This window comes from Fischerella thermalis PCC 7521 (assembly GCF_000317225.1).
GTDB classification, from domain to species: Bacteria; Cyanobacteriota; Cyanobacteriia; order Cyanobacteriales; family Nostocaceae; genus Fischerella; species Fischerella thermalis.
Genome location: NZ_AJLL01000061.1, coordinates 99,599 through 121,797, shown reverse-complemented (window position 1 = coordinate 121,797; position 22,199 = coordinate 99,599). Strand labels below are relative to the sequence as shown.

Sequence of the window (22,199 nt, the reverse complement as noted above, 5' to 3'; positions counted from 1 at the left end):
CACCTTTCAGAAAAATAAAGTTCAGTTAGTTGCTCAAAGCAAAAATCGTAATTGTTTGAGTTCTGGTATCGAAATCACTTAGGACTCTATATCCTTGAGCTTACGCAAAACTGCAAAAGCTTGAACAGTGTTAAGTTACTAGGACACGTTCTGATAAGCGCCTACGTTGTTACTCTACCCAAAGTTGTGGCTTAGAAGGTCACTTTTGACCATCCAAATTTTGGCAAATTTTAAAACTTTTTCATATTTTGTGCGATCGCCTTGATGATTTGTCATACAGTTACGTAGCTGGGGTGAACTAAAAGCTTGTATAACTTTTGTATTCACAATCTGGGTGAATGTAAATCAACTAGTGAGCAAGCTAAAAATTTGTAACAAGATAACGACATGGATTATTTAAAAATTTGATACTATAACCACTTTTCAAAAAACAATGTTTATTTTTTTTGGACACAATTGTTAAAAAATGTTGAATTTTCCTAATATATAGCAATTTTGAAGGAAATAGGGTAGGCAGAGGGCAGAAGGGAAAAAGCCCTCTGACTTGAAAATAGACGCAATTGACGCGGGGACTTAAATTTTCATGGCAAGGTTTGTGCCAAAATCTGGTGTGAATGACTGGCTTGAAAGTAACCTCACCCCGTCCTGTCGGACACCCCTCTTCGAACCCACGGAGAGGGGCTGAGGTGAGGTTTTGTCATGCTTGTTCAGATATCTAAATCCTTGAGGTTAAGCTTAGAACCATAGGTTTCAATAAATTCACGACGAGGTGCGACGCGATCGCCCATTAAAATTGTGAAAATGCGATCGGCTTCAGCTGCATCTTCTATTTCCACTTGTTTGAGGGTGCGAGTTTCTGGGTTCATGGTGGTTGACCAGAGTTGTTCAGGCATCATTTCACCCAAACCTTTGAAGCGTTGGATGGTATAGTTGGCGTTTTCTGGAAGTTGACTGATGTATTGGTCTTTTTCGCGATCGCTGTAGCAATACTTGTAATTTTTTCCCCGCTCTATTTTATAGAGTGGAGGACAAGCAATATAGACATAACCCTGTTCAATTAATGCCCGTTGATAACGATAGAAGAAAGTTAATAGCAGTGTCCGGATGTGTGCGCCATCGACATCAGCGTCGGTCATAATCACAATGCGATGATACCGCAACTGGGAAGCGTCGAATTCTTCACCTTTGACACCCAAACCGAGGGCTGTAATTAACGATTGAATTTCATTATTTTTATAGATTTTAGCGTCGTCGGTTTTTTCAATGTTGAGGATTTTACCACGCAACGGTAGGATCGCTTGGAAGCGGCGATCGCGTCCTTGTTTAGCGGAACCACCTGCGGAGTCTCCTTCTACCAGGTAGATTTCCGATTCTCTAGGATCACGAGAAGAACAGTCTGCTAGTTTACCAGGTAAAGGCGAAGATTCCAACACCGACTTGCGGCGTACTAACTCGCGTGCGTGACGGGCTGCTTCAGCCGCTTTAAAAGCTTGGATGGCTTTATCTAAAATGGCATCAGCGACGCTGGGATGGAATTCTAGGTATTCGGTGAGAGTTTCACCCACCAAGGAATCAACGATTCCCCGGACTTCTGTGTTTCCAAGTTTGGTTTTTGTTTGTCCTTCAAATTCTGGATCTGGGACTTTGACAGAAATTACGCCTGTCAAACCTTCACGGACATGTTCGCCGCTGAGGTTGGGTTCACTGTCTTTGAGTTTATTACGCTTGCGGGCGATCGCATTTAGTGTCCTGGTGAGAACTGCCTTTAAGCCTTCTAAATGTGTACCGCCGTCAACAGTACGAATATTGTTGGCAAAGCCCAAGATATTATCCGTATAAGCATCAGTACACCATTGCAAGGCTACCTCTACTTGAACATTATTTCGTTCTCCCTGAACGTAGATCACCTCTTCATGTAGCGGCTGCTTATCAGCATTGATGTAGGTAATATATTCACGAATACCGCCCTTGTACTCATAAGTTTCTACCTTTGGCTGATCACTTTTAAGTAATTGCAGACGGTGGTCGGTAAAAGTAATTTTGACACCCGCATTGAGATACGCTAACTCCCGTAGGCGGCTTGCTAAAGTGGTGAAGTCAAACTCTGTACCTGTAGTGAAGATTTGCGAATCTGGCAAAAAGCTGACGGAGGTTCCGGTGCGATGATCTTTGTAAGGCTTGACAATTAGTTCAGTGACGGGAATACCCCGTTCATAACGCTGGGTATGAACCTTTTTATCTCGCCAAACCGTCACTTCTACCCATTCAGATAAGGCATTAACAACAGAAATACCTACTCCGTGTAATCCTCCGGAAACCTTGTAACCGCCGCCGCCAAATTTTCCCCCGGCGTGCAGTACCGTCAACACAGTTTCCAAACCCGATTTTCCTGTTTTGGCAACAATTCCAGTAGGAATACCGCGACCATCATCTGTGACAGTAACGGAACCATCGGCATTGAGATCCACCTCCACATGGGTGCAGTAGCCTGCTAAAGCCTCATCAATCGAGTTGTCCACCACCTCGTAAACTAAATGGTGAAGTCCTCGCGGACCAGTGGAACCGATGTACATCCCCGGTCGCTTGCGGACGGCTTCCAGACCTTCCAGAACTTGAATCTGTTCGGCACTGTAACTGCTCGTCATGAAAGTTCTCCTGATATGTGGGGGTGAAATCGCCAAAAGGCGAAAAATTAAAAAACACTCCAAAATTCTAACACAAAAGCCTTATAGGCGACTGTAGAGCTATTTGCTGAGAAATTCAAGCAGGGGTTCCAACCCCATGCTGGGAAGGAGAGTATGAGGAGTGGGGGAGTGGGGGAAGGGGACAGGGGAGACAAACCAGACAAGGGGGAGTAGTAAACTAATAACCACTAACCACTAACCACTAACTTTTGACAAGTGACCATTGACAATTGACCAATGACTAGATTAATTGTGATTTGTGGCGCGACGGCAACAGGTAAGTCAGGTTTAGCATTAGCTTTAGCTATGCGATTAGATACTGTAATTCTGAGTGCAGACTCCCGTCAAGTATACCGGGAATTTAATATTGGTACAGCAAAACCAACTGTGGATGAACAGAAATTAGTACCGCACTATTTGATAGATATATGTGATCCCACAGAAACAATGAATGTAGCAGATTACCAGGTGCAAGCGCAAGCCTTAATCTTGGCAGGAGACACGGAGGACACGGGGGACAAGGAAGACAAGGAAGCAATTTTTCTCCCCATCACCCGATCCCCCCATCCCCTCCTCGTGGGTGGTACTGGGTTGTACATTCGTTCGATTACCCAAGGAATGAAGATTCCCAGGGTAGCACCACAACAGGAGTTGCGATCGCAGTTGGCATCTCTTGGTCAAATGCAACTCTACGCTATGCTACAACAAGTTGATCCAGTTGCGGCAGCCAAGATTCATCCCAATGATTCTGTAAGGACTTTAAGAGGATTAGAGGTATTTTACGTTACTGGTCGTCCGATTTCTGAGCAACAGGGAGAAAATCCCCCAAGTTATCCAATTTTGCAAATCGGTTTAGATTGTGATGCTGCTCATTTGGGCGATCGGATTGCACGACGTACTGAGAAAATGATTGCGGATGGTTTGGTTGCAGAAGTGGAGTATCTTTGTCAAAAATACGGTGTGGACTTGCCTTTATTAAATACTCTGGGGTATCAAGAAATCAAGCAATATTTGGCTGGGGATATTTCTTTAGACAAGGCAAAAGAATTAACTATTCTACATACTCGACAATTCGCCAAACGTCAACGCACTTGGTTTCGTGCTTCTCCTCAAATTGAGTGGTTTGATGCTGAATGTCCAGATTTGCTGGAAAAAGTCTGGCGGCGAGTCGACAGTTTTATACGTACTTCTGAATAAGCAATTGAATGTAAATATGATGTTTTTTCTGAACCGCTGAAAACGCATTATCAATATTATAGATTTGTTCTCTCATTTATTAGATTCAGAAAATCAATTGGATAGTAGATATACAAAAAATGGTTTACATTTGAATGGAGAAGCATATCTAGTTTATAAATCAGTGATTAAAACATATCTTTAACTCCAGAGTCAAGAAAAATTTACTCATTTTTGACTTAACTTAAAACAAGTGTATCTGCACCATCATTTTTGAGATAACCATCTTCCATATAAATGATGCGATCGCCTATATCTAAAATCCGGTTATCGTGGGTAACAAGTAAAATCGTGCAACCCTGTTCTTTGGCTAATTTGTGCATTAATTCTACTACATCTCGACCGGATTTTTTATCAAGGGTGGGTTCGTCTGCTAAAACTATTCTAGGATGACTGACTAATGCCCGAGCGATCGCTTTTTGTGATTGCTTACCAGCATTTGGTTAGTTTGTCCAAGTTCTGCAATCCCAGCATCAGCTTGGGCATTCGCTAATTCTGCTGTTAAACGCCCGATATTGGCTTTCTGGGCTTGGGTTTCTGTCTGTTGTTCTGCCCTCAAACGGGCTATGGTTGCTGTTTGTGCCTGAATTTCTGTAGCTTGTTCTGCTTGAAGTCGGCTGATGTTTGCTTGCTGTGCTTGAATTTCTCCAGTTTTTGCCCCTGCTTTCACCTGTGCTAGTTTAGCTTGAGCGATTTTCACTTGTTCTTTTGCTTGTGTGACAGCATCTTGCAAGGGTTTTTGAGAATCTAAAATTGCCAGAATTTGTCCTGTTGTGACGCGATCGCTTAGATAAATGGCTTGTCAAAGAAGGCGATCGCCATCCAGTGCTAAAGGTGCAGATAAGCTAATTACTTCTCCTTCTGGTTGCAGGCGTCCGAGGGCGGTGACTTTTTTGACAGCAGGAGGGGTTTCTACGGGTGGAGGTTCGGATTTGCTGAGTAAGCCAGCTTGGGAGATACCATAAGTTTTTGAGTTGAAGGTTTTGAGAGAAATTGTTGAGTCATGTTTTCTTTTTTTAACGCAAAGGAACGCGGAGTTTTAATGAGTTGGTTGGGCTTGCAAATAAGCAGTCAACATGTTTGCGAGTAGTTCGCTTTGTTCGGTGTAATCAAATGTATCACCCTCAAACATTCGTGACGAAATTAAGCCGTTCAAGAAGCAATAAATAAAGTTGATTATTGCTTGGTCTTTGATTTCTAGATAATCTGCAAGTGCTTGTTTAGTATCTTCCCAAGCTTTTTTTATAGTTGGGTTATTTAAAATTTCATCTCGCCCTTGCTGCTGATAGAAATCAAACCCTAAAAGGGCTTGTTTCGAGAAATAATCTTCGTTCTTTGCAACAAAATTCATCAAAGATTTGATGCGTTCTGCTAAATTTTTGGCATCTCCTGCCTCAGCCAAAAAGTTTAGAATGTCTTGTCGTGTTTGCTCTTCTACTAACTGTAAAAATAATGCTTTTTTATTAGAAAAGTAATGATATAAAGTTCCTGTAGAAACTCCTAATTCTTTGGCTATATCGCGCATGGTAATTGCGGCGTAACCTTTTTGGGCAAATAAATCAAATGATTTCATCAACAACTCTTTGCGGTATTGTTCATGATCAACTATCTTCGGCATTTACATTATTTTATATCGAACGTTAGTTATATATTAAAGCGACAAGAAACATTTGGCAAGATAGTTGAATGAAATTTTATTTATTCGATGATCTACAGAGTATCTGGATCTATGCCGAGCGATCGCAGTCTTTCTGCTAATTGTGCAGCGCGTTGTTCGGCAACAGAGGCGCGTTGTTCAGCAACTTTTGCACGTTCATCTCCAGTTGCTAGCAGCGTACCATCTTGGTAGCACCAGCGTAACCACACATCTTGTCTACCTTCAAATTCACCTTGCCAGAGAGTTAAACCCAAACCGACTTGTTCTAACCAAGTTTCTGTAGTTTCAAAATAGCGTCTACCGCGAATTTCATAAATACGCAACGCCTGTTCTGATAATTGCTGGGTGGGGTCGTATACTACATAGTAACTCACCCGCATGTGTTCGTAAGTTTTGAGTTTACTGCCTAGTTCATCACCTTCTTTATTGGAGACTATTTCAATCACTACTTCCGGGGGTTTGCCAAACTTCCAAAGCATGTAGCAACGGTTTTGCTTTTCCCACCAGTTTTGTGGCACTTGCACATCAAGGCTGAGGAAAACATCAGGTACAATTGGCGGCTGTCCGTCAGTATGATAGATGCCGACATTGGCTGCGGCTAAGAAAGTTTGGTTTTGTAGTGAACTATAAAGGGTACTAACTAACAAGCGTTGTTGTTTTTCGGAAGCAAAATTATCCACAGGCGTATCATCTTCAGTAACTAGCTGGCTAGCATCTGGCACGTAGTAATCATCATTACTGATTAAAAGTTGCTCAACCATGAGTTTACCCACCACTTGAGAGCGATATTTCTAGGTTAGTTGATTGTATAAAACACCTGTAACAATATTAATTAGACCAACTCACACAAGCGATCGCATCGCATCTTTCCACAAAACCTATGCTCACCCAAGACAAACAGCAACGCAACTGGAAACCCATCATCAAAGAATTTGCAGCAGTAGTTGGCAAAAACGGTGTAGTACAACGCCGCGAAGAACTGATCACCTATGAATGCGATGGACTCACCAGCTATCGCCAACGCCCGGCGGTGGTGGTATTACCCAGAACTACTCAACAGGTGGCGGCGGTAGTCAAGATATGCAATAAATATGCTGTCCCCTTTATTGCCCGTGGTTCTGGTACTGGTTTATCAGGTGGAGCTTTGCCTGTTGAAAATAGTGTTTTGATTGTTACATCATTGATGCGGCAAATACTTGATGTAGATTTAGAGAATCAGCGTGTTGTGGTGCAACCAGGGGTGATTAATAACTGGGTGACGCAAACAGTAAGTGGTGCTGGTTTTTACTATGCTCCCGATCCCTCTAGTCAAATTATCTGCTCTATTGGTGGTAATGTTGCGGAAAACTCTGGGGGTGTGCATTGTCTCAAGTATGGTGTGACAACCAACCACGTTTTGGGGTTAAAAATAGTCACTCCTGAAGGCGAAATTTTAGACTTAGGTGGAGAAATCCCCGAAATGCCTGGTTATGATTTAACGGGTATATTTGTCGGATCGGAAGGAACCTTAGGTATCGCTACAGAAATTACACTGCGAATCCTCAAAAGTGCAGAATCAATCTGTGTTTTACTAGCAGATTTTACGAGTATTGAAGCGGCGGGGGCGAGTGTTTCTGATATTATCAGTGCGGGGATTATTCCTGGTGGGATGGAAATTATGGATAACCTCAGCATCAATGCAGTGGAAGATGTCACAGCATTAAATGTTTATCCTCGTGATGCAACGGCAATTTTGTTAGTAGAAATTGATGGTTTGGCAGTAGAAGTGGCAGCAAATAAACAAAAAGTTGCGGAAATTTGTAAACAAAATGGTGCGCGTAATGTTACTTCTGCTAGTGATCCAGAACAGCGCCTCAAATTATGGAAAGGACGTAAAGCTGCGTTTGCTGCTGCTGGGCATTTAAGCCCGGATTATTATGTACAGGATGGGGTAATTCCCCGGACTCAATTAGCTTATGTGTTACAAGAAATTGAGGCATTGAGTCAAAAATATGGTTATAAAATTGCGAATGTATTTCATGCTGGTGATGGTAATCTTCACCCCTTGATTCTTTTTGATAATTCTGTTCCTGGTGCATTAGAAATAGTCGAAGAAGTGGGGGGAGAAATTCTCAAGTTATGTGTGAGAGTAGGCGGTAGTATTTCTGGTGAACATGGCATTGGTGCAGATAAAAAATGTTATATGCCACAGATGTTTACACAAGCTGATTTAGAAACTATGCAATGGGTAAGGCAAGTCTTTAATCCCAAAGGTTTGGCGAATCCAGAGAAGATTTTTCCGACGCCGCGCACCTGTGGAGAAGCTGCAAGGGCTATGGGTGAGAGTGGTAAGAAGTTTGAGGCAATAGAAGGGGTGGAACGTTTTTAACAATTCTCAGTTAACATACTGCCTTGGAGTTCATTCCAAGGCTAATAGTTAAAGTTTACTTTAGTAGACTATCACTTTATATTGAATACTTATACTGTCGCGTAGGCTGGTAATCGGTAATAGGTAATTGGTGAGACTACTTCTTGCCGTCTTGGCTTATGCCGAGATGGCAAAGTAGCGAACCCGAAGGATAATGGGGAAAAATCAATGACCAAAAGCGAAGCATAATATCGTAAGCAATTAGCCGAACTTGATATAAGAATCCAATTAACAGTCTACGCAATCATATAAATATTCGTATAAAGATTTGTAAAATTTAATCAGTGAAAAATTATAGCAAGGTGAATGTGTGCAACAATACTGGGGTAAATATTAAGTAAGTATATTTTGAAATTTGCCTGCAAATAAATTTTGGATTTGGATAAGCAGGAAATATACAGCTTGAGCAAGCAAGTATTAAGCTTTACTAACTTTTTCATCAGCAGTGCATACGATACAATTTCGGTCAACACAGACTGAAAATGCTTTGTCTAAAGCAGTTTAAGGCATCTATTACAATTACATATATGTTACGGAAATAAAGCCTAGTAGAGTCAGTAAACACAACCAGGGACTCTCGCATGAATATCAATCCATCGGAATCCACTGCAGAGTTGACACAAGCAGCGTGTCAAAAATTCCAAATAGGTACAGATTTAGAAGATGGGAGCAATCCTAATCAAATATTGAGCGCGATCGCTCAACGAATTTGCCAATCTTTTGATTTAAATACGATTGTGAATCTCACAGTTACAGAATTACGCAGGTTCTTATTAAGCGATCGCGTACTGATTTACCGTCTTAATTCTCATGGTGGCGGGACTATAGTTGCAGAATCTACTATTGTTCCGGGTAAGCCATTGTTGGGAATGAAGATCACAGACACTTGCTTTCACGAAAAACATGCAGAACGTTACAAGCGGGGTTGTATCCAGATTGTAGAAGATATTTACGCCGCTGGCTTACATCCTTGTCAGATCGATTTCTTATCCTCTTTGCAGATCAGAGCTAATCTGGTAGTACCGATTTTATGCCAGCAGGATCTTTGGGGATTGTTAATTGCTCAAAATTGTTGTGAACCACGACAATGGCAACAAGTAGAAATTGATTTACTCAAGCAACTAGCACTCCAAATCAATATTGCCATCCAACAAACAGAACTCAGTCAACAGGTGCAGGATCTGCAAACCAAAATGAAGTTGCAGCAGCATCAAGAATTGATGCAAAATATTACTGAACAAATCCGTGATTGTATAGATGCAGACAAGGTTTTAGAAACTGCTATTACTCAATTAGCAAAAGTGTTGCAGGTCGAGCGTTGTCACATCGAATTATATGATACCAACCAGACTTTCACTACTATTGCCCACGAGTACACTACCATCCCTCCTGTGTACCAAGGGATGAAACGATGGGTGAGAGACTTTCCCGAACTGTATCAGTCACTATTACAAAAACAGTCATTGCAATTTAGTGAAGTTTTACGAGATTGGAATCCACAGTTAGTTGTAGTGAGACAGCTAGCTTGTCCTATTTTTGACTCCGAAACAGTAATGGGAAATATTTGGCTGACAAAAGTCACTCCAGAACTGTTTGCAGAATGGGAAATTAAACTGGTACAGCAAGTAGCCAATCAATGTGCGATCGCGATTCGTCAAGCTAGACTTTATCAGCTAGCCCAGACACAAGTAAACCAACTCGAAAAACTGGAAAACCTCAAACACGAATTTCTCAGATCCCTGTCTCATGAATTGCGAACACCAATCACCAGTATTAGCCTAGCCGTACAAACTCTAGAAGCAATTATCAAGCAAGAAACAGTATTAGATACAGACATAGTATCACAACTATTGCAGATTTTACAGAACGAGTGTCAGCGAGAAAGCAAACTGATTAACGATTTGCTTTCACTTACATATTTAGAAGCAGAAGCTGACGTTTTAACCGTAATCATGATTGATCTCAACAGTTGGCTTCCTCCGATTGTGGAATCTTTTCGAGAAGTGACTATTTGTCAGCAACAACAGTTATTCTTGCATCTAGCTGCGGAACTGCCACTTTTGGAAACAGATATCACTCACTTAGAACGTATTGTTACCGAATTACTCAGCAATGCCTGTAAATATACACCTGTGGGAGAGTCGATTACTGTTACCGCATCTGCAACAGAGCAAACTGTAGAGATTAGCATTAGCAATTCTGGTGTTGAAATTGCGACCAATGAGCAACTACGTATTTTCGACCCATTTTACCGCCTTCCTAAACATAATTCTTGGCAATATGGTGGTACTGGACTCGGATTGGCACTAGTGCAGAAGCTGGCAAAACTGTTAAAAGGCTCAATTCGTGTCGAAAGTACAGCAGCCTCTACTACCTTTACCTTAGTTTTACCCAGAGCGATCGCCACCTGAAAAGTATTAAGTATATATTTATACATAAAAATCCGATGAATGAAACTGTATGAATCTCGTATAAAAAACTTTAAATATTTCCACTTAGGTAAACTAATTTTCATGGAATCTCCATGAAAAATGGTATATTTTTTCGTTAATATAAATTAAAATGTATCATTGCTAATGCTACTGTAGGTTAATTAAAAATATTTGGGTAATAAATATACACGGAGTCATCCGTAACGAAAACTCCAATATCTGCTATTTAATAATTATGAGTGACTGGAATAGGCAGGAGTCATCTATTAGTGCAACAATGCGGCTTTTATCTGTAGCATTGACTTTGGCATTTCTCAATACAGCAGGGCAAGCATTAGCACTAGAAAGAGGAAATAGCGGTCCCCAAGTCACCAGTGTCCAGAGATGTTTGCAAAGGTTAGGCTACTACAATGGCCCAATCAATGGCAATTTTGGCCCCTTAACAGAAAATGCCGTCAAAAGATTCCAGCGAGCAAAGAAGATTCCTGCAATTGGGCAGGTAGGTCCACAAACCCAACGAGCATTGCAAGCTGCATGTGAATCTCAGCAATCTAAAAGTAGCAGTAGTAATGTTCTCAAGGTAGGTAGTAGGGGAGCAGCAGTAACACAACTCCAACAATCTTTGCGAACATTGGGTTACTATAAAGGCCCGATAACAGGTTATTTTGGTCAAGAAACAGAGCAAGCTGTAATTCGCTTCCAGCAATCTAAAAAATTGCAAGCTGATGGTGTTGCTGGCACAAACACATTGCAATTAATACGTACTAATTTAGCATCAAGACCAAATAATAATAGTGTCGGTGGTGGAACAGATAAATACCCCAATGCCTTAAACGAAGGTGATGCAGGGCCGCAAGTATTACAATTACAAAGAAATTTGGCGCAGTTGGGTTATTTTCAAGCAAATCCTACTGGTAATTTTGGCTCTGTCACCAAAGATGCTGTAGTGCGTTTTCAACGTGATTACGGACTCACTGCTAATGGTATTGTCGATGGACAAACTTGGACAGCAATATCCACCAATGCAAACTATACCAATAACAACAATTCTGCTTGTTCACCAACAAGCGGTTTTATCTGTTTAGGTGAAAATAGTCCGCGCGTTGTCGCCGTGCAACAAAGTTTACGTCAACAGGGATTCTTTAATCGTGAAATTACGGGTTACTACGGTACAGAAACAAGAGATGCTGTTGCCAAATTTCAGCAAACTGCTGGACTCAATCCCACTGGATTTGTAGATTTTCAAACCTGGCAAGCATTGGGATTAACTAATAACAACTCTACAGGAGGAGAAAACCCCAATATTGAAAACCGCTATGTGGTAATTGTACCAATTCGCGATGCCAATACTCTGGAGCAAGTTCGTCAGTTTGTACCCCAGGCTTTTGCAGTAAAATCAAGGCTGGGAGATTATGTCAATGCTGGCGCTTTTCGCGCTCGCCCCGAAGCCGAAAGACGTTCTAGTCAGTTACGCGATCGCGGTTTTGATGCACGGGTAGAATATTTTTAAGGCTTGGGAAGTGATAAATATACGCTTATAATAAAAGACCCTCTTCGCAGAGGGGCTGTTTTTGTGAGGTTAAACGAGAATTATAAGTAATCATGCTTATATTGGACAACGCCAGCGATGCGATCGCTCAATCAATTAGTTTTTAACTTTCCTCTTTCCAAGTTTGTAATTGCAAATACACTAGTATAAGTGTCACCGCAAATAATACTGTTGCAGCGGCTGCTGCATAACCAAAATCAAATTGAGCAAAAGCCTCTTGGTAAATGTAGTAAACCATTAAATTAGTAGAATTCAAAGGCCCACCACCAGTCATTACGTATACTTGCTCAAAACTCCGCAGTGTAAAAATCATAGTGGTAATGATCGCAAAGATTAAAGTTGACTGCAATCCAGGTAGGGTAATGTGCCAAAACTTTTGCCAAGCATTAGCGCCATCTAGTTCCGCAGCTTCGTATCGACTTGGAGGAATTGTTTGTAACCCTGCTAAAAATACCACCATGTTAAAGCCGAGTTGTTTCCAAATACCTAAGATAATTAGTACTGGCATTGCCCAAACAGTACTACTTAACCAAGGAATGGCTTTAATACCTATGACATCTAATAACGTATTCACAGCACCATCGTTTTGAAATAACCAACGAAATCCCAATCCAGCCGCAACTAAAGAGATAATCGATGGTAAAAAATATACACTCCGCAACAAACCACGCAAAGGCAAAGTCTGGTTTAACAGTATGGCTAGTCCCAAAGGGATGACTAAACTGGGAATAACCGTAGCAAGAGTGAAATAAATAGTATTAAAAATAACTTGCCAAAAATCCGAGTTAGATAGCAAGCGCCAGTAATTGTTTAAGCCTATCCAGTGTATGCCGTCAGATGTGAACATACCACTAGTGAAACTAAGATAAAACAAATAAGCGATTGGCCAAAGGATAAAAAGACTCAATAAAATCAGTGCTGGAGCGAGAAAAATCCAAGCAGCAACAGCATCATTATCCAACCACGCCTGACTAGATTTACTATATATTTTTGGCATTTATAAAATTAACCTGTCGTTATGACCCTTAGCCCTGATTCTACCGCTAGCCTGATTTCTCCTCAAATTCAAAACGTACTTAATCAAAGCACTCCTTTGCAATTGGGAATCATGGCTTCGGGAAATGGTAGTAACTTTGAAGCAGTTGCTCAAGCCATCAAAGACGGGCAACTCAACGCCCAAATTCAAGTGTTAATTTACAATAACCCAGATGCCTATGCCGCAGTCCGGGCTAGTAATTGGAATATACCTGCTGTACTTCTCAACCACCGTGACTACAGCAGCCGCCAGGAGTTTGATCGGCAAATTGTCCAAACTTTACGGCAGTATAATGTGGATTGGGTAATTATGGCTGGTTGGATGCGACTAGTGACAGAGGTATTAATTGATGCTTTTACAAATAAGATTATTAATATCCATCCCAGCTTATTACCTAGTTTTAAAGGTTCTCGTGCCGTGGAGCAAGCCCTAGCCAGTGGTGTAAAAATTGCTGGCTGTACGGTACATTTAGTTTCTTTGGAAATGGATAGCGGTCCGATTTTAATGCAAGCAGCGGTTCCCGTCTTACAGGGTGATACGCCCGAAACTCTCCACGCCAGAATTCAGGTGCAGGAACACAGGATATTACCACAAGCGATCGCATTAGCGGCAAAACAAGCTTTATGAATGTATGTTGGAACAATTTGAGTTTTTAAATCTCATATTCATACCATTTCACCCTTGTTAATACCTTCCTACTTTCCACAAATAACTAGAAACAATATTTGTAAACACATGAGCAATAATTGGCACTAACAAATTACCACTGAAAAGAGCGCTATATCCCAAGATTAGTCCAACAATAGTTGCCCAAATTACATAAGGCCATTGTTGCGAACCACTCAGATGCAAAACACCAAAACAAAGACTAGATACGATCACAGCAGCATCATCTAATCCAAAAGCTGGCAACATTACACCACGAAATAATAATTCTTCACTTAATCCTGGTAATAACCCCAACCAAATTAAGTCAGGTAAAGCTAGGGGTTTGAGAACTATTTCTAAGTAATAATTGGCGCTTTTACGGTAAGGGGGACAAAGTTGATAAGCTAAACCACTCAAACCAGTAATACTTAAGCCTAAACCTACACCTAAAAGCAAATCCCTGGAATTCCAGGTTAAGGGCATCAGGGTAAAATTGCCAAAATACAACCATAGTTTGGCAATCGTCCATAAAACTACAGCAGTTACTGCCATCGCCACCAGCACTTGGGTGCGTGTCAGATAAGGTATTTCTGGCTCTTGTTTTTCTGGTTGAGTCACGGAGTTGGAAATTGGGATTGGGAGGACAAGGGAGTGTGGGAAGTGTGGGGAGTAATAAACCAACCACTAACTACTAACCATTAACCACTAACTAATTATTTAAACAACGTAATTGCGAGATTTCAGGATTAAGGGCATGTGGGTTAATGCCAGCTTTGTGGGCAACTAATACACCCACTGCTTCTAAATATGAGTTTACCTCTACTGATTTTATCCCCAAAGGTTGGGGAGGAACTTGAAGCAGAGTATGATTTTCCTGAACTGTTACTATGAGGGACTGACTTTGGCTGAGATTCAATAAAGTACTACTGCCACATGCGCTTGCTGGCACAATCACGGCGTCTATTTGATTAGCCCAAATATCTTTTGGTTCAGGTATTTGCTCAGTCTCCCTCACAATAAATTGGGGTGCGCGGCTTAGACCAACAAGAACGCTTGGTAGAAAAGTATAACCCAATTCTTCGGCAGCTGAACGAGGAGATAAATCCGGATCTAGGGATGGAGGTAAAAAGGCTGGAGAATGGGCGCAAGGAATGTGAAACTGTCGTACTAGTAGATGGCTGATCACAGCTTCAGCACCTGCGATCGGATCTACGCCTTTGCCGTGACGGTAGTTTTGGTCTGCTTGTTCATCAATATTGTCGGGGAAACGAGCCACAACTGCGATCGCTTCTGCACCAGCTTTGTTAATTAATATTTCTGCTGAGCGTAATAAACTATCTGGATTACCTATAGTTCCCCAACTGACACCAGAGGCAGATGTACGTAATTCTACGTTCAATGGTGCATCTGTAACTACATAATCTGTTAAAGATAATCCTAGGGTTGCCCTTGCCGCGTCCGCTGCTTGTAGGTGTCGCACTCGCAGTTCTGGCTCTATTCCTTGGTCTAAAAGTAAACCAATGCGATTTTGATGGACGGGGCGTAATCCCCAGCACCCAGATGCAAATTTGTCAAGCCCATAACCTTCAACGTAGAAAGCATTGGGGAGATTCCAATATAAAGTCGCACCATTCATGACATTGGGGTGGGTGATCAGGCGATCGCAAACCTGGGCGATAGTTTTTGCCACTGGTAATGCATCACCTGCATAACCACCAATGGCAGCCCCAATGCCAGTTGGTACAATTAAAATAGAAGTGTATGGACGCATGAAAAACTATGAATTATGAATTCTGAATTATAAACTTTTTAATTCATAATTCCTGATTCGTTGTTTCCTGATTTTCTTGCTTGGTGACGACAGCTTCGACGGTTGCTTTTTGTTGGGAAACATCCACAGAAGTAATTGCCCAACGAAGAGGTTCGCCTTGCTTTTTCAGTTCTGCTTCAATTGCTTTTTGTAATTCTGTAGGAGTTTCTTGGAGATTAATTTCTGCGGTGATGAAATGAGTTGTCATAGTATTTTTTGGTAGTTGGTGGTTGATGGTTGATTGTTGGTAGTTGGTGGTTGATTGTTGATGATTTTCCCAATCAACAAACAACGAGCAACAAACACCTAATCTATATTATTTCCCAAATTGTAATTGATAAACGATATCTTCTTTTTCTGTGGCAATTTTTAAATCAGAACGAGGATAGGCAACACAAAGTAAGACGTAACCTTGTTCTTGGAGTTCGGGACTTACGCCCATGCCATCAGTTTGATCTACTGTACCGGAAATAATTTGACCAGCACAAGTTGTACAAACGCCTGCATGACAGGAACTAGGTAATTCTAATCCCGCTGCATCTGCAACTGATAAGATTGTTTCATTTTCGGGGACTTGTAAAGTATAAGTTTTGCCTTGATGGTTAATTTCAACCGTATAAATATTGGACATATACAAATTCCAAGAGTAATGCAGCAAACAAACCTAATATTTTATCTTAAAAATAGACAAATAACCAAATTTATAAGTGCAAATTAAATAAATATTCTCTTGTCAGAGTTATATATGCAATAGTAACTGTAGGGGATAATTATAAATCCTGGACAAAAACTAGAGTTTGTCACCTCGACTTTGAGGAATTGGTGGGGGATGGGGTGATGATTCTCCCCACCTTTCCATCTCTGAAAATAGGGAAGTGATCACAAATACGAGCGAAATTTTTGGGTTGAACCTTTGGAGAGTAAAATGCTGGAATCATACCACCAACATGTTGCTGAACGCGCTGCTTTAGGAATTCCCCCGCTACCTTTAGATGCAAAGCAAACATTAGAACTGTGTGAATTACTGAAAAATCCACCTGCGGAAGAAGAAGCGGAAAGTTCGAGCGGAGGTTTCCTCCAATCGGAGCTTTCCAAGAGAGAAACACTATTACATTTATTGCGCGATCGCGTTCCTCCCGGAGTCGATCCAGCAGCTTACGTCAAAGCCGGATTTCTCACTGCTATTGCCAAACAAGAAATCACCAGTCCCCTGATTTCACCGATCGCAGCAGTACAATTGCTAGGGACAATGGTAGGTGGTTATAATGTCCAATCTTTAATCGAACTGCTGCAAACTGCCACTGTATCCTTTTCCGACTCTTCCGAAACACCTTTAGTCATGGGAGGAGAAGGTAAAGAACCGATCGCAGCCTACGCCGCCGCCGCTTTGAGCAAAACCCTGTTAGTGTACGATGCTTTCAATGATATTTTGGAATTATCCAAAGTCAACCCCTATGCCAAACAGGTGATTGATTCTTGGAAAGAGGCAGAGTGGTTTACTAGTCGTCCCGAAGTACCCGAAACGATCACTGTTACTGTCTTCAAAGTTCCAGGCGAAACTAACACTGACGATTTATCGCCCGCTACCCAAGCTACTACTCGCCCGGATATTCCTTTACACGCCTTGGCAATGCTAGAATCACGGATGCCTGGAGCGTTAGATACCATCGCCGAATTGAAGAAAAAAGGATACCCAGTCGCCTATGTGGGAGATGTCGTAGGTACTGGTTCCTCCCGCAAATCAGCCATTAACTCGGTATTGTGGCACATTGGCGATGATATTCCCTATGTTCCTAACAAGCGATCGGGTGGATATATTTTAGGTGGTACGATCGCCCCTATCTTCTTCAACACAGCTGAAGATGCTGGTGCTTTCCCCATCCAGTGCGATGTCAGCAAGATGGAAACAGGGATGGTAATTACTATCTACCCCTACAAAGGTGAAATAACCAACGAAGCAGGCGAAGTAATTTCCACCTTCACCCTCAAACCTGATACTATTTTGGACGAAGTGCGCGCCGGCGGACGCATTCCCCTATTAATTGGACGCACTCTCACAGATAAAACCAGACTTGCATTAGGTTTAGAACCCAGCCCGATTTTCACCCGTCCGCAACAACCAGTTGACACAGGTAAAGGCTACACCCTCGCCCAAAAAATGGTAGGTAAAGCCTGCGGTTTACCCGGTGTCCGTCCCGGTACTTATTGCGAACCGATGATGACTACTGTTGGTTCCCAAGACACCACCGGACCTATGACGCGGGATGAATTGAAAGAACTTGCTTGTCTGGGTTTCAGTGCAGACTTAGTAATGCAGAGTTTCTGTCATACCGCCGCCTATCCCAAACCAGTTGATATCAAAACTCAACACGAACTACCCGACTTTTTCGCTTCTCGTGGTGGCGTCGCCTTGCGTCCTGGTGATGGAATCATTCACTCATGGTTAAACCGGATGCTGTTACCAGATACCGTGGGAACTGGCGGTGACTCTCACACCCGCTTCCCCTTGGGTATTTCCTTCCCTGCTGGTTCCGGGTTAGTAGCCTTTGCAGCAGCGTTGGGTGTAATGCCTCTGGATATGCCAGAATCAGTTTTGGTACGTTTCAAAGGGGAATTACAACCAGGTGTAACTCTACGGGATATTGTGAATGCTATTCCTTACGTAGCTATTCAAAAAGGTTTGCTAACAGTAGAGAAGCAGAACAAAAAAAATGTCTTTGCTGGGCGGATAATGGAAATCGAAGGCTTGCCAGATTTGAAAGTTGAGCAGGCTTTTGAACTGACTGATGCTACCGCCGAACGTTCCTGTGCTGGTTGCACGATTAAATTGAGTATTGAGACTGTTTCCGAATATTTGCGTTCTAATGTTGCTTTGTTGAAAAACATGGTAGCACGCGGCTATGGCGATGCTAAAACTATCCTACGCCGCGTTGCCAAAATGGAACAATGGTTGGCAAATCCTGTATTAATGGAAGCAGATGCGGATGCGGAATATGCCGAAATTCTTGAAATTGATTTGAACGAAATCAAAGAACCAATTGTAGCAGCGCCGAATGATCCTGATAATGTGAAATTATTATCGGAAGTTGCAGGCGATCGCGTTGATGAAGTATTCGTTGGTTCTTGTATGACGAATATCGGTCATTATCGCGCCACTGCCAAAGTTTTGGAAGGTGCAGGCGCAGTCAAAACCCGTTTGTGGATTTGTCCACCAACCCGCATGGATGAACACCAATTAAAAGAAGAAGGTGTGTATGGTATTTTTGGTGCGGCGGGTGCGCGGATGGAGTTACCTGGTTGCAGCTTGTGCATGGGGAACCAAGCGCGGGTTGCTGATGGTGCAACAGTGTTTTCAACCTCTACCCGCAACTTCAACAACCGCATGGGTAAAGATGCGCGAGTATATCTTGGTTCAGCAGAATTAGCAGCAGTTTGTGCGTTGTTAGGACGTGTTCCCACAGTGCAGGAATACATGGACATTGTGGCGACTAAGATTCATCCTTTTGCTGGGGAATTGTATCGGTATTTGAACTTTGATCAAATTGCTGGTTTTGAGGATGAGGGTAGGGTGATTGCGCTGGAAGATATGCCTAAGATTGAGGATATTTTGGGTATTCCGGCTGGTACGTTACGTACTCCATAGTTAAATTTGGGTGGGCGCTGCTCACCCTATTTTGTTAGTGGGAATAAAAATTTGTATTTTTGAAACACCAAGGCACAAAGAAGATAATACCAATTTGCAAAAATAATCCAACACATGAATAATTATGAAACCCGGTATAATATGTCTTACCCTACACCCACACCCCTACACCCATATTCAAAATAGGTCTAATCTACCTCCTTGTCGTCTTCTCTATTCAGAAACGATATTACGTTAATATATATTTCCAGCTTTGAGAAATACTATATATATTGCTGGATTATAGAGTGGTACTCTAGAAAGTGATACTTTAAATTAACTGTAAAGCAATCACAATAAATTGACTTCAGGGGCAAAAAAGCTAGAAGCTAAATTAATTGACAACCCACAAAGGATTAAAAATATGAGTTCGCTAGAAGGAGAAAATGTTCATTATAACTTTGCAGACTCAGCACCAGGTGGTTTAGTTCCAAGCATAAATCAGCCTACATTGAGTAATAATTTTGGCGAAATTAGCAGTTTAGATAAAGTCAGAGATATTCTTTTTGGCGGGCAAATGCGAGAATTAGAAAAAAAATTTACGCGCCTAGAAGAACGTCTTTTGAAAGAATGTAATAGCTTAAGAGATGAAACGAAAAAACGTTTAGACTATTTAGAAAATTACATCAAAAATGAGATTGAAGCTGTAAATGATCAAGTAAAAAGTGAACAATCAAAACGAGAGGAAGCTCTCACAACACTTAGTGAAGAGCAAAAGAATATCAATAATTCTTTAGAAAGAAAATTTTCTCAATTTGATGAGCAAACAGCGACAAAAACACGAGAATTACGTGAACAAATTCTCAATCAATCTCAAAGTTTACAGGATGACATTCGGCAAAAATACGAAGAAATATTAGCACTGCTGCAACGAGAATCTCAGGAAATACGTTCAGAAAAAACAGACCGTTCTACTCTTGCAGCCATGTTTACAGAGTTAGCAATACGGCTGAATTCTCGACAGTAGAAGGCGGACAAGGAGGACAAGGGAGGAGACAGGGGAAATATTTGTATCAAGAATTTTGTGAAATGGTATGAGTAATTGAATTAAACTATCAGCCAAGAAATTTATTTCTTGGCTCTCAAAAAAATAGGTATAATATCAAGACGAGTGCCTTGCCAGGGTAGTAAACATCCAATAACATAGCTTCTCACTTCTATTTACTGACCCCCTTTATAATGAAAATTTAACAAAGATGCAACTCAATATAAATCGTGAGTTGGGCGGTTTTGGCAATGAATGAATATTATCGCAATGAATTAACATACCAATCAGCCAAAGTTTCTAATGGTAGTAATCCTGAGAAAAATCTACCTCAAAATAACAATCCTGTGGAATCTAATGATGAACTAAGTGAACTCCGTAGTTTGCTTTTGGGGGTAGAAACTGCACAACTTAGTAAACTATATGATCGATTAGAAAATCCTCAAATTCAAGCAGAAGATTTGAGTCGTCTGCTTCCAGAAGCTGTGATTCTGCGAACAATGCAAGATAAACAATTAGCTGAAGCAATGGTTCCCACAGTTGAACAAGCAATTCAGTCTTCTGTGAAGCAAGATTTAAATGTTCTTTCTGAAGCATTTTTCCCCATAATTGGTCCTGCTAGTCGTAAGGCGATTACCACAGTTCTAGGTGAAATGATTCAATCTTTAAATCAAACACTAGAACACAGCATGTCTCCACAAAGTTTTAAGTGGAGACTAGAAGCACGACAAACAGGGAAAACATTTGCTGAAGTTGTTTTGCTACGTACCCTGATTTACCGAGTAGAACAAGTATTTTTAATTCACAAACAAACTGGATTATTGCTACAACATATTTTAGCGCCACAGGTAGCTGCTCAAGATCCTGATTTAGTTTCAGCTATGTTGACAGCTATTCAAGACTTTGTCAAAGACTCTTTCAATATTGAAAAAGGTGAGGCGTTACAAAGTTTGCAGTTTGGGGAACTCAGCATCTGGATCGAGGAAGGACCACAAGCAATATTAGCAGGTATCATCCGAGGAAATGCTCCTCAAGAACTACGATTAATTTTTCAAAAAGCTATAGAAAATATTCACCTGAAATTGCATAGAGAATTTCATGTTTTTACAGGTGAAACAAAACTCTTTACACCTAGCAAGCCATATTTAGAAGAATGTTTAGAAGCTAGGTATAAAGTTCCGTCCCAGAAAAATTATATCTATGCATGGAGTTTCTTAAGTGCGATCGCGATCGCACTCGGAATGTGGAGCTTTTTTAGCTTTAGAGAACAATTACGCTGGAATGCGTATCTAGAAAAGCTCAACTCTCAACCTGGTATTATTGTGGTTAAAGCCAACAAGGGGTATGGAAAAAATTTCATCTCTGGAATGCGCGATCCCCTAGCAACAGATCCGTATTTACTAATGAACCAAGCTCAAATTAATCCTCAAACAGTTATTAGTCAATGGGAACCTTACCTGTCCTTAGAGCCACAAATCATAGTCAAAAGAGCCACAGAATTACTACAGCCTCCCAAAACTGTATCACTAAAAGCTGATGAAAATCTCATTCTTTATGCTACAGGAACAGCACCACGTCAATGGATTTTAGAAGCAAGAAAAACTTGGCGTTTTCTTCCTGGTGTAACTCAATATATTGATAAAAATATAGTTGAATCAGAACTACAACAATTACAATTATATAAACAACAAATAGAACAAGAAAAACTTTTATTTCTTGAAGGTACTACTGAATTTATTCCCGGTGAAATTGCTAAATTACAAAATATAGTATTAGCAATCAAAAATTTATCTAGTGTGGCTAAGACTGTAGGGAAAGATGTGCGCTTTGAAATCACAGGACACACAAATTTCACCGGAACAGAGCAAAGAAATATGGTACTAAGTCAAGCTCGCGCTAGTAAAATTCTCGCTTATCTAAGTTCTCAAGGCATCAATACCAGTAATTTTACTACTGTAGGTGTAGGTTCCAGTCAACCCTTACAAACAGGTCTTACAGAACAAATTCAACAAGTTAACCGTAGGGTATCTTTTAAGGTACTCTTAATTGATGCCCGTAACTGAGGGACAATAC

General features: G+C 41.2%; 19 protein-coding genes and 1 pseudogene. 9 read left to right on the top strand and 11 right to left on the bottom strand.

The window, feature by feature from the left end:
• Positions 1-174 precede the first annotated feature (174 nt).
• A complete protein-coding gene (locus UYK_RS26140; protein ID WP_157221823.1) occupies positions 175-327 on the bottom strand; it encodes a hypothetical protein in 153 nt (50 codons plus the stop codon).
• 380 nt (positions 328-707) lie between these two features.
• On the bottom strand, positions 708-2,645 hold the full coding sequence (gyrB, locus tag UYK_RS0113330; RefSeq protein WP_009457269.1) for a DNA topoisomerase (ATP-hydrolyzing) subunit B: 1,938 nt from the start codon (positions 2,643-2,645) through the stop codon (positions 708-710).
• A gap of 276 nt (positions 2,646-2,921) precedes the next feature.
• On the opposite strand from gyrB, the gene miaA reads away from it, so the two are divergent.
• A complete protein-coding gene (gene miaA, locus UYK_RS0113325; protein ID WP_016871552.1) occupies positions 2,922-3,881 on the top strand; it encodes a tRNA (adenosine(37)-N6)-dimethylallyltransferase MiaA in 960 nt (319 codons plus the stop codon).
• A gap of 218 nt (positions 3,882-4,099) precedes the next feature.
• Here the strand turns inward: miaA and UYK_RS25070 are convergent.
• Both UYK_RS25070 and UYK_RS0113315 read right to left on the bottom strand, forming a co-directional pair.
• A pseudogene (locus UYK_RS25070) lies at positions 4,100-4,339 on the bottom strand (ABC transporter ATP-binding protein); the annotation flags it as partial.
• A complete protein-coding gene (locus UYK_RS0113315; protein WP_009457272.1) occupies positions 4,318-4,653 on the bottom strand; it encodes an HlyD family secretion protein in 336 nt (111 codons plus the stop codon). The gene UYK_RS0113315 and the pseudogene UYK_RS25070, both read right to left, overlap by 22 nt.
• A 61-nt stretch (positions 4,654-4,714) precedes the next feature.
• On the opposite strand from UYK_RS0113315, the gene UYK_RS26135 reads away from it, so the two are divergent.
• Positions 4,715-4,885, top strand: a complete 171-nt coding sequence (locus tag UYK_RS26135; protein WP_157221822.1) for a hypothetical protein — start codon at positions 4,715-4,717, stop codon at positions 4,883-4,885.
• A gap of 74 nt (positions 4,886-4,959) precedes the next feature.
• Here UYK_RS26135 and UYK_RS0113310 read toward each other — a convergent pair whose 3' ends face one another.
• A complete protein-coding gene (locus tag UYK_RS0113310) occupies positions 4,960-5,538 on the bottom strand; it encodes a TetR/AcrR family transcriptional regulator (RefSeq protein WP_009457273.1) in 579 nt (192 codons plus the stop codon).
• 92 nt (positions 5,539-5,630) lie between these two features.
• Positions 5,631-6,338: a Uma2 family endonuclease gene (locus tag UYK_RS0113305; RefSeq protein WP_016871551.1), complete on the bottom strand. Its 708-nt coding sequence runs from the start codon at positions 6,336-6,338 to the stop codon at positions 5,631-5,633.
• Positions 6,339-6,457: 119 nt separating this feature from the next.
• Here UYK_RS0113305 and glcD point away from each other — a divergent pair, with 119 nt between their 5' ends.
• From glcD to UYK_RS0113290, 3 genes are all read left to right on the top strand, one after another.
• Positions 6,458-7,945, top strand: coding sequence for a glycolate oxidase subunit GlcD (gene glcD, locus UYK_RS0113300; RefSeq protein WP_009457275.1), 1,488 nt, complete (start codon positions 6,458-6,460; stop codon positions 7,943-7,945).
• Between the two features lie 620 nt (positions 7,946-8,565).
• Entirely contained in the window at positions 8,566-10,395 is a 1,830-nt protein-coding gene (locus UYK_RS0113295) for a GAF domain-containing sensor histidine kinase (RefSeq protein WP_009457276.1), read from the top strand.
• Between the two features lie 256 nt (positions 10,396-10,651).
• On the top strand, positions 10,652-11,926 hold the full coding sequence (locus UYK_RS0113290; RefSeq protein ID WP_009457277.1) for a peptidoglycan-binding domain-containing protein: 1,275 nt from the start codon (positions 10,652-10,654) through the stop codon (positions 11,924-11,926).
• 142 nt (positions 11,927-12,068) lie between these two features.
• On the opposite strand, the gene UYK_RS0113285 is transcribed toward UYK_RS0113290, so the two are convergent.
• Positions 12,069-12,962: a carbohydrate ABC transporter permease gene (locus tag UYK_RS0113285; RefSeq protein WP_009457278.1), complete on the bottom strand. Its 894-nt coding sequence runs from the start codon at positions 12,960-12,962 to the stop codon at positions 12,069-12,071.
• A gap of 21 nt (positions 12,963-12,983) precedes the next feature.
• Here UYK_RS0113285 and purN point away from each other — a divergent pair, with 21 nt between their 5' ends.
• Positions 12,984-13,628 carry a phosphoribosylglycinamide formyltransferase gene (gene purN / locus UYK_RS0113280; RefSeq protein ID WP_009457279.1) on the top strand — a complete coding sequence of 215 codons (645 nt, stop codon included), beginning with the start codon at positions 12,984-12,986 and terminating at the stop codon, positions 13,626-13,628.
• A 57-nt stretch (positions 13,629-13,685) separates the two neighbouring features.
• On the opposite strand, the gene UYK_RS0113275 is transcribed toward purN, so the two are convergent.
• From UYK_RS0113275 to UYK_RS0113260, 4 genes are all read right to left on the bottom strand, one after another.
• The gene (locus UYK_RS0113275) at positions 13,686-14,267 is read right to left on the bottom strand and encodes a CPBP family intramembrane glutamic endopeptidase (RefSeq protein ID WP_009457280.1); all 582 of its coding nucleotides are present in this window, start codon (positions 14,265-14,267) and stop codon (positions 13,686-13,688) included.
• 91 nt (positions 14,268-14,358) lie between these two features.
• Complete coding sequence (locus UYK_RS0113270) at positions 14,359-15,420, bottom strand: DUF3326 domain-containing protein (protein WP_016871549.1); 1,062 nt, start codon at positions 15,418-15,420, stop codon at positions 14,359-14,361.
• Between the two features lie 43 nt (positions 15,421-15,463).
• A complete protein-coding gene (locus UYK_RS0113265) occupies positions 15,464-15,667 on the bottom strand; it encodes a hypothetical protein (protein WP_009457282.1) in 204 nt (67 codons plus the stop codon).
• A gap of 108 nt (positions 15,668-15,775) precedes the next feature.
• Complete coding sequence (locus UYK_RS0113260; RefSeq protein ID WP_009457283.1) at positions 15,776-16,090, bottom strand: 2Fe-2S iron-sulfur cluster-binding protein; 315 nt, start codon at positions 16,088-16,090, stop codon at positions 15,776-15,778.
• 294 nt (positions 16,091-16,384) lie between these two features.
• On the opposite strand from UYK_RS0113260, the gene acnB reads away from it, so the two are divergent.
• From acnB to UYK_RS0113245, 3 genes are all read left to right on the top strand, one after another.
• Entirely contained in the window at positions 16,385-19,102 is a 2,718-nt protein-coding gene (gene acnB / locus UYK_RS0113255; protein WP_009457284.1) for a bifunctional aconitate hydratase 2/2-methylisocitrate dehydratase, read from the top strand.
• A 403-nt stretch (positions 19,103-19,505) separates the two neighbouring features.
• Positions 19,506-20,108, top strand: coding sequence for a hypothetical protein (locus UYK_RS0113250; RefSeq protein WP_016871547.1), 603 nt, complete (start codon positions 19,506-19,508; stop codon positions 20,106-20,108).
• Positions 20,109-20,377: 269 nt separating this feature from the next.
• Positions 20,378-22,189 (top strand): OmpA family protein, encoded by a 1,812-nt coding sequence (locus tag UYK_RS0113245; protein WP_016871546.1) that lies wholly within the window; start codon positions 20,378-20,380, stop codon positions 22,187-22,189.
• Positions 22,190-22,199 lie beyond the last annotated feature (10 nt).